At 60.0% G+C, this 7,636-nt stretch carries 8 protein-coding genes; 2 read left to right on the forward strand and 6 right to left on the reverse strand.

From position 1 onward, the window contains the following. Window positions 1-91: 91 nt before the first annotated feature. The 6 genes from fliK to fliF are packed head-to-tail and all read right to left on the reverse strand — an operon-like array spanning window position 92 to window position 6,526. Complete coding sequence (fliK, locus tag IM265_RS18555) at window positions 92-1,324, reverse strand: flagellar hook length control protein FliK (protein ID WP_193031670.1); 1,233 nt, start codon at window positions 1,322-1,324, stop codon at window positions 92-94. Beyond that, window positions 1,321-1,764: a flagellar export protein FliJ gene (gene fliJ / locus IM265_RS18560; RefSeq protein ID WP_006811155.1), complete on the reverse strand. Its 444-nt coding sequence runs from the start codon at window positions 1,762-1,764 to the stop codon at window positions 1,321-1,323. Before fliJ ends, fliK begins: the two co-directional genes overlap by 4 nt. A gap of 21 nt (window positions 1,765-1,785) precedes the next feature. After that, window positions 1,786-3,156, reverse strand: coding sequence for a flagellar protein export ATPase FliI (fliI, locus tag IM265_RS18565; protein WP_023330814.1), 1,371 nt, complete (start codon window positions 3,154-3,156; stop codon window positions 1,786-1,788). After that, complete coding sequence (fliH, locus tag IM265_RS18570; protein ID WP_193031672.1) at window positions 3,156-3,863, reverse strand: flagellar assembly protein FliH; 708 nt, start codon at window positions 3,861-3,863, stop codon at window positions 3,156-3,158. The genes fliI and fliH overlap by 1 nt, the downstream gene beginning before the upstream one ends. Continuing rightward, a complete protein-coding gene (gene fliG, locus IM265_RS18575; protein ID WP_014832476.1) occupies window positions 3,856-4,854 on the reverse strand; it encodes a flagellar motor switch protein FliG in 999 nt (332 codons plus the stop codon). The genes fliH and fliG overlap by 8 nt, the downstream gene beginning before the upstream one ends. After that, window positions 4,847-6,526, reverse strand: coding sequence for a flagellar basal-body MS-ring/collar protein FliF (fliF, locus tag IM265_RS18580; protein ID WP_028013700.1), 1,680 nt, complete (start codon window positions 6,524-6,526; stop codon window positions 4,847-4,849). Before fliF ends, fliG begins: the two co-directional genes overlap by 8 nt. Window positions 6,527-6,754: 228 nt before the next feature. Here fliF and fliE point away from each other — a divergent pair, with 228 nt between their 5' ends. Next, on the forward strand, window positions 6,755-7,069 hold the full coding sequence (fliE, locus tag IM265_RS18585) for a flagellar hook-basal body complex protein FliE (RefSeq protein ID WP_013097729.1): 315 nt from the start codon (window positions 6,755-6,757) through the stop codon (window positions 7,067-7,069). A 75-nt stretch (window positions 7,070-7,144) separates the two neighbouring features. Then, window positions 7,145-7,558, forward strand: a complete 414-nt coding sequence (gene yedD / locus IM265_RS18590; protein WP_045260349.1) for a lipoprotein YedD — start codon at window positions 7,145-7,147, stop codon at window positions 7,556-7,558. Window positions 7,559-7,636 lie beyond the last annotated feature (78 nt).

A 7,636-nucleotide genomic window follows, 5' to 3' on the forward strand; every position in this document is an offset into this window, starting at 1 on the left:
TGTTTCGGTACAGCTTAATAAGGTGATTATCCCGTGTCCTGCCGTCGTCAAAGCGTGGAAAAGACGGGGATAATCACGCTACCTCTGGCGTTTAGGCGAAGATGTCTACGGCACCGTTACCGCGCGCCGCGGATTGCAGGGCGGCAGGGGTCGGCAGGAGCTCATCGCTCTCTTCATTAAAACCGCCGTGCTGGCCCGGGCGTGAAGCATGGTGCTGCTGGGATGAAGACTGTTGTTGCCCGGCAAAGCTCTCGCTGCTGACGCTGCTTTGAGAAAGCTGAATGCCGTTTTCCGCCAGCGAGGTCCGCAGGACCGGCAGCGCGGCTTCCAGCGCGGCGCGCACGTGGCTGTGCGCAGAGACCATCTGCAGCTGTGCCTGGTTATCGTCCAGCTTCAGCGAGATTTGCACCTGGCCCAGATCTTCCGGGTGCAGGCGCAGCTCCGCCGTCTGCTGGCCCTGCTTAGTGAACAGGGTGATGTGCTGGCTCAGGGACTGCTGCCATTCATGTGTGCCCAGAGGCTGGCTTAGCACCGGTGCGGTGGCAACGGTAGCGGCAGGCTGGCTGGCCGCATGGCTGGAGATAATCGGCGCCAGGGTAGCGGTCGGCGAAGATGACGAAGAGGCGCTGGCGAAGTCCTGCTTCTCAGCGGCTGCGGCCACGACCGGTGTGGCTGGCGCGTTGGCGGCGAGATCCGGACCGTTGTTCTTCGCCTGGCTCTGATAGGACGCAGAAAGCTGCGCTTTAACATGGCTTCCCGCAGGCGCGTTCAGGGACGGCGGCTGTCCTGCACCGTTTTGCGAAAGCGTTGCTGAACTCAGCGCCGCGGTGGCGTCAACGCCGTCGCTGCCTGCCGCACGAGAAGCGGTCGTCTGCTGGTGCGGCAGCATCGCCATCAGCGCGCTTAGCCCCGCCAGCTCTTCTTCGCTCAGCTCGGTTTTAGCGTCATCTTTACCGTTGGCCGCAGTGAGCGTCTTAAGCGCGTCGCCCTTTGACAGCGGTACCAGCCCGGAGACCAACGTTTCAAGCGGCGCGGACTCCGACGTTTCAACGCCATTCAACGCAGGCTGACGCGAGAGCAGGTCGGCAATTTTGGCCTGCAGAGCGGTATCGCCTTTGGCCTCCTGCGCGACCTTCGACAGCTTGCTGCCGGCGGCTTTCAGATCCGCCAGGGTGAGCGGCGCATCGTTGCCCTTGCCCGTTGCATCCGTCAGGGCGCCCGCCAGCAGGGAGAGAAAGTCCTGTGCACCCTCGGTGCCTTTCCCTGTTTGCATCCCGCCTGACGGATCGCTGTCGCTCATCAGCAGTTGTTGCAGTGTGATCATTCCGGTTTCCTCATTGATGCGCGCTGGGCAAACTCATCCATTTTCTTCTGATCCAGGCGGTTTTCCGCCAGGGTCGAGGCTGCAATCTGCCGGTCCTGTAAGGTCTGCCAGGCCTGCAGCCGCTGTTTTTTCTCGCGCCAGAAATTCAGCGCGGTATCGACTTTTTGGGTCCACTGGTTTAGCTGCTGGCGGTGCTGCTCTATCGCCTTCTCGAGCGTCTGGATAAACTGCTGATAGTTAATCCAGCGCTGGCTGCCAATGCCCTGCGTCATATCGGTATTGAGGTTGGTGCGATATTCATGCTGATAGTCGATTAACATCTTCAACTGTTCTTCAGCCTGCTGGCACCCGCGTCGCATTGCGCCAAGCTGCAATGCGGCATCATCAACTTCTTTTTCAGCCAGATCTTTCAGCGTTGATAACGCGCTGTTTTGCGCCATGACCTTCGCCCTCCACCTGTGTTACACCTGCGGGAAAATCAGCTCCAGCGCCTGGATTGAATCTTCCCAGTCGGCACGCTCAAAAATGCCCTGTTGTAAAAACGCCTCCAGCTGCGGCCACAGGCTAATCGCCTTGTCGAGCATCGGGTCGCTGCCTTTGGCATACGCCCCCACGCTGACCAGATCGCGGTTGCGCTGGAAGCTGGAAAGCAGTTGTTTGAAGTTACGCACGCGGGCGTAGTGCTTCTCGGTAATCAATGCCGTCATCGCACGGCTGATGGACGCTTCAATATCAATCGCCGGGTAGTGCCCGGCTTCGGCCAGGCGGCGCGACAGCACGATATGGCCGTCCAGGATCGCGCGCGCGGAGTCGGCAATCGGGTCTTGCTGGTCGTCGCCCTCGGTCAGCACCGTATAGAACGCGGTGATGGAGCCGCCGCCGCTGATGCCGTTCCCCGCACGCTCTACCAGCGCCGGAAGTTTGGCGAAGACCGAAGGCGGATAGCCTTTGGTGGCCGGCGGCTCGCCGATGGCCAGCGCAATTTCACGCTGCGCCATCGCGTAGCGGGTGAGGGAGTCCATGATCAGCAGCACGTGCTTGCCGCGGTCACGAAAATCTTCGGCGATACGGGTGGCGTAGGCGGCACCCTGCATACGCAGCAGCGGCGACACGTCCGCTGGCGCGGCGATCACCACCGAGCGGGCGCGGCCTTCCGCACCCAGAATGTTTTCAATAAAGTCTTTTACTTCGCGACCACGCTCGCCGATCAGCCCCACGACAATCACGTCGGCCTGGGTATAGCGCGCCATCATGCCGAGCAGGACGGATTTCCCGACGCCGGAACCGGCGAACAGGCCCATGCGCTGTCCGCGCCCTACGGTGAGCAGGGCGTTAATCGGACGCACGCCGGTATCCAGCACGTGCTCAATAGGGGTACGCTGCAGGGGGTTGAACGGCTGGGTAATCAGCGCGCCAGTTTCGGTGGTGTCCGGCGCGGGCAGGCCATCCAGCGGCTTCCCGCTGCCGTCCAGCACGCGGCCGAGCAGGGCAGGGCCAAGCGGCAGCTGTTTCCCGCTTTGCAGCCCGTCGCCGCTGATGTTTTTCGCGTATACGCGCGCGCCGGGCAGAATGCCTTCCACCTCTTCAAGCGGCATCAGGAACAGGCGCTGGCCGTTAAACCCGACCACTTCGCTTTCCACTTCACGCGTTTCCTGCCCATCCTGACGCTCAATGACGCAGGTCGCACCCAGGGGAAGCTGCAGGCCGGTGGCCTCCAGTACCAGACCGGTGGCGCGCGTCAGTCGCCCATAACGACGAACAGATGGCAGTTGCGCCATCTTCGTCTCAAAGTTGTCGAGCGTGGTGAGCCAGCGGGTGAGGCGTGCGGTCATCAGACGACTCCCGGTGCCGCCAGGCGGCACAGTTCCTGCCAGCGGGTAGCGACGCTGGCATCCAGGTCGCCTTCATCGGCAGAGACTTTGCAGCCGCCATGATGTAACGACGGGTCGCCGCGCAGACGCCAGCCGTGCAGGCTAAGCGTTGCGCCAAGGCTCTCTTCAACGCGCTGCAGATCGTCCGGGTGGACGCGCAGCTGCGGTTTGCCGCTGAACAGCGGTTCCTGCTGAAGCAGACCCTGAATTTGTTTGATCAGCGCGGTGTTATCCACCACGGGCGTCTGGCCGATAACCTGACGCGCCGCCTCCAGCGCCATCTGCATCAGACGCGAGGCAATCACGCTGTCCAGCGCGTCCAGCGTGTGCTGAAACTCGCTGACCAGCTGCTGCATTCGGGCATGGATCGGCGCCTGCTGCTGGCGCGCCTGATCGATGCCGTGCTCTAACCCTTTCGCCAGGCCTTCCTGATACCCCAGTTCGTGCCCCTTCTGGCGGCCTTCGTTCAGACCGGCGTTATAGCCCTGCTCGTGCGCCTGCATTTGCAGCTGGGCTAGCATCTGCGCTTGCTGCTCCTCTTCGCTCAGCTCGGGCTGTTCAACGTCCGCGTCGGGCTCTGCGGGCGAGACCACCGCGGGCGTGAATTCGGCAAGGGGAGGGGCCAGATCGTCCGGCGTCCAACGCTTCCACGACAGCTCATTAGACATAGGTGTCGTCTCCGCTGCCAATCACCATCTCGCCGGTTTCCGCCAGACGACGAACGATAAGCAGGATGGCTTTCTGTTCGTTTTCCACCTGAGACAGACGCACCGGGCCACGGTTGGCAAGGTCGTCGCGCAGGATATCGGCCGCACGCTGGGACATGTTGCGCAGGAACTTCTCGCGCAGCGGCTGTTCGGCGCCTTTGAGGGCGATAAGCAGCGACTCGGAATCCACTTCCTGGAGCAGGCGCTGGATGCTGCGGTCGTCCACTTCGACGAGGTTTTCGAACAGGAACATCTCGTCGATGATTTTCTGCGCCAGCTCGCCGTCGAATTCGCGAACCGCCGAAATGACGGCTTCTTCCTGCTGCGTTTTCATCAGGTTGATAATTTCCGCCGCCGTTCTCACGCCGCCCATTTTGCTGCGCTTGAGGTTCTGGCCGTCGAGCAGGTTGTTCAGCACTTCGGTCAGCTCCGCCAGCGCGGCCGGCTGAACGCCGCCGAAGGTCGCGATACGCAGCATCACGTCGTGACGCAGGCGCTCTTCGAACAGGGCCAGAATATCGGCCGCCTGACCACGTTTGAGGTGAACCAGGATGGTGGCGATAATCTGCGGGTGCTCGTCGCGAATCAGGTCGGCGGCACTCTGCGGCTCCATAAAGTTGAGCGTTTCGATACCGCTGGCGGTATCGCGGGTTTCCAGAATGTCTTCCAGCAGGCTGGCGGCACGCTCTTCGCCCAGCGCCTTGACCAGCACGGAGCGCAGGTAGTCGTTGGCATTGACGTTCAGCGCGGCAAACTGTTCGGCTTCCTGTTCAAACTCTGACAGCACTTCGGTCAGCTGTTTGTTGGAGATTTGACGCACGTTGGCCATCGCCGCACTGAGAATTTGCACTTCTCGCTGGGAGAGGTGTTTAAACACCTCTGCCGCGCGATCTTCGCCAATGGTCATCAGCAGGATGACGCTTTTATCGGTGCCCGTAAGCGTATTACTCATGTTCGTTACCCATCCACTGGCGGATGACCAGCGCCACGACGCGCGGATCGTTATCTGACATTTCGCGAATGCGCTGGCTCATCACCTCAGCGCCCATGCGCTGGTTAGCACGACGCTGCTGCATCTGTTCATCTTTGCTGAGGCGAACTTCAACCGCTTCTTCCGTTTCCTGACGCGTATTCATCTGCTCGCGAGCCGCTTTTTCGGCTTCCGCACGGCGCTGGAGCTGAGGACGAACGCCCTTACGCCACAGCAGCCACGCGACAATCAGCACCAGCAGCCAGCGGCCTGCGGACATCAGCTGGTCGATAAACGCCTGCTGTTGCCAGAACGGCAGTTCACCGCCGGTCTCTTCAACCGAGTTAAACGGAGAGTTCACCACGTTGAGGGTATCGCCGCGCTTCTCGGAGTAGCCCATCGCTTCGCGGGTCAGGTTCTCAATCTGCTTCATCTGCTCGGCGGTTAACGGCAACGGTTTGCCGTCCGGCAGGGTTTTGTAGTTCACCACCACCGCAACGGAAAGACGCTGAATATCGCCCACGTTCAGCTTAGTGTGGCGGATCGTCCGGTCCACTTCATAGTTCGTGGTTTCGTTACGGCTGCTCGAGCGCGGACCAGCGTTATTGGTCGTTGAGGTGGTCTGCTGATTATTTTGCTGACCGTTCTGCTGGTTGGCCGGCGGCGTGGAAATCGGCGCCGCGTTTGCTGGTGCTGGCTGGTTAGAGAGCGCGCCCGGCACGCCGCCAGGGTAGGCCCCGCCGATCTGTTCGCTGGAGTTGATCTGGCGTGAACGCATTACCGCCTGAGCCGCATCGCCGTTCGGGCTGTATTGCTCTTCGGTTTGTTCTTTATTAGAGAAGTCAATCTGCGCGGTCACCTGGGCGTGCACGTTGCTGTTGCCCACCACCGGGCCGAGGATCGCTTCGATGCGGCGCTGGAGACGGCTTTCAACGTCGGCGGCGTATTTCAGCTGCGCGTCGTTCAGGTCACGCCCGGCGGTATTGGATTGCGTCAGCAGGTGTCCGCTTTGATCCACCAGCGTCACGTTACCCGGCGGCAGGCCGGCGACGGCGCTGGAGACGAGATGCGTTACCGCGCTGATTTGCCCTTCGTCCAGCGCGCGGCCGGGCTCGAGGTTCACGGTAACGGAAGCTGAAGGGGATTTCTGTTCACGAACAAATAAAGAGGGTTTAGGCATTGCCAGGTGCACGCGGGCACTCTTCACCGGGCCTAACGTTTCAATGGTGCGGGCCAGCTCGCCTTCCAGCGCACGCTGGTAGTTCACCTGCTCGCTGAACTGGCTGATACCGAATTTTTCCTGGTCCAGCAGCTCAAAGCCGACCGCACCGCCCTTTGGCAGGCCCTGCTGTGCCAGGCGCAGACGAAGCTCGTGTACTTTATCCGCCGGTACCTCAAGCGCACCGCCATTATCGGCAAAGCGATACGGGATGTTCATCTGGGTAAGCTGGGTGACGATGGCGCCGCCATCCTGATCGGAAAGGTTGCTGTAGAGCGTGCGGTAATCAGGGCTTTTCGCCCATAAAACCATCGCTACAAGGATCGCAATTGCGGCAGCGCCTGCCACGATCAACGGGATTTTAGGATTCGCGCGAAGGCGGTTCATCCACTCGAGTGATTTATTTTGTGGCGCTGTCGATGCTGTTGCACTCATTGCGCACCTCTTAAATCCTGGTGGTTTACGTTATTCGTGTAGAGAAACAAAACTGACTCCCGGGTCGGCAAACACGACAAAAGTTCCATATTGATGGCCCTGCCATTATTTGACGATTCCGGATTTTCTATGCGTCAAATAACCTGGTTTTTTCACGCTATTTACCGCCATTATCTTATTGACAAGCTGTTAGTCTTGACCGCGTAAAAAACCATCCAGGGGAGAGTCATGGCTATACAGGGCATTGAAGGGGTCATCAGTCAGTTGCAGGCAACGGCGATGACGGCCCGTAATCAGAATGTGGCAGAACAGCAGCCGACCATCAGCTTTGCGGGGCAACTGCATGCCGCTCTTGACCGTATCAGCGATACCCAGACCGCTGCGCGTACGCAGGCGGAGAAGTTCACCCTCGGCGAGCCGGGCGTGGCGCTCAATGATGTGATGACCGATTTGCAAAAAGCCTCGGTTTCCCTGCAGATGGGGATCCAGGTGCGTAACAAGCTGGTGTCGGCGTATCAGGAAGTGATGGGGATGCAGGTTTAAGCCCCCCTCGATCTTCGCTGGCAGCCTCAGCGCTTTAATGCCACAATATTTTTTTCTTCGAATGCAGGAAAGATGATGAAAAAAATAGCAATTGCTGGCGCGCTGCTGGCACTGACCGGGTGCGTTCAGGTCGATAACTATAATGACGTGATCAAGCATCCCGTCCCGGCGAACCTGGCGGGATACTGGCAGTCGAAAGGGCCGCAGAGCAGTCTGGTCAGCCCTGAAGCGATTGCCACACTGGTGGTGACGGAAGAGGGCGATACGCTGGACTGCCGCCAGTGGCAGCGCGTGATTGCCGTACCGGGTAAGATCATGCTGCGTTCAGACAGCTATTACAACGTCACACGCAAGCTGGATATCTATCCGCTGGATCGCGACGGCGCTACGCTTGAATATGACGGGATGGAGCTGCAGAAGGTTGACCGCCCAACGGTGGAATGTGCGGATTACCTGAGCAAGAATCCGCTGGAGAGTAAACTGCCCTAAGGGTAAAAGCAAAACGGCAACCTCGTTGCCGTTTTTGGTGTTTGCGCCCTCTCCCTGTGGGTGTACAGTCCGGGGACA

Origin of the sequence: Enterobacter cloacae complex sp. P17RS (assembly GCF_014895885.1) — a bacterium.
Lineage (GTDB): Bacteria > Pseudomonadota > Gammaproteobacteria > Enterobacterales > Enterobacteriaceae > Enterobacter > Enterobacter bugandensis.

What these genes read in the sequence shown, in the direction of transcription:
- fliF (WP_028013700.1), bottom strand. Translation starts at nt 6,526, where the DNA reads ATGAGTGCAACAGCATCGACAGCGCCACAAAATAAATCACTCGAGTGG.
- fliE (WP_013097729.1), top strand. Translation starts at nt 6,755, where the DNA reads ATGGCTATACAGGGCATTGAAGGGGTCATCAGTCAGTTGCAGGCAACG.
- fliJ (WP_006811155.1), bottom strand. Translation starts at nt 1,764, where the DNA reads ATGGCGCAAAACAGCGCGTTATCAACGCTGAAAGATCTGGCTGAAAAA.
- fliG (WP_014832476.1), bottom strand. Translation starts at nt 4,854, where the DNA reads ATGAGTAATACGCTTACGGGCACCGATAAAAGCGTCATCCTGCTGATG.
- fliK (WP_193031670.1), bottom strand. Translation starts at nt 1,324, where the DNA reads ATGATCACACTGCAACAACTGCTGATGAGCGACAGCGATCCGTCAGGC.
- fliI (WP_023330814.1), bottom strand. Translation starts at nt 3,156, where the DNA reads ATGACCGCACGCCTCACCCGCTGGCTCACCACGCTCGACAACTTTGAG.
- yedD (WP_045260349.1), top strand. Translation starts at nt 7,145, where the DNA reads ATGAAAAAAATAGCAATTGCTGGCGCGCTGCTGGCACTGACCGGGTGC.
- fliH (WP_193031672.1), bottom strand. Translation starts at nt 3,863, where the DNA reads ATGTCTAATGAGCTGTCGTGGAAGCGTTGGACGCCGGACGATCTGGCC.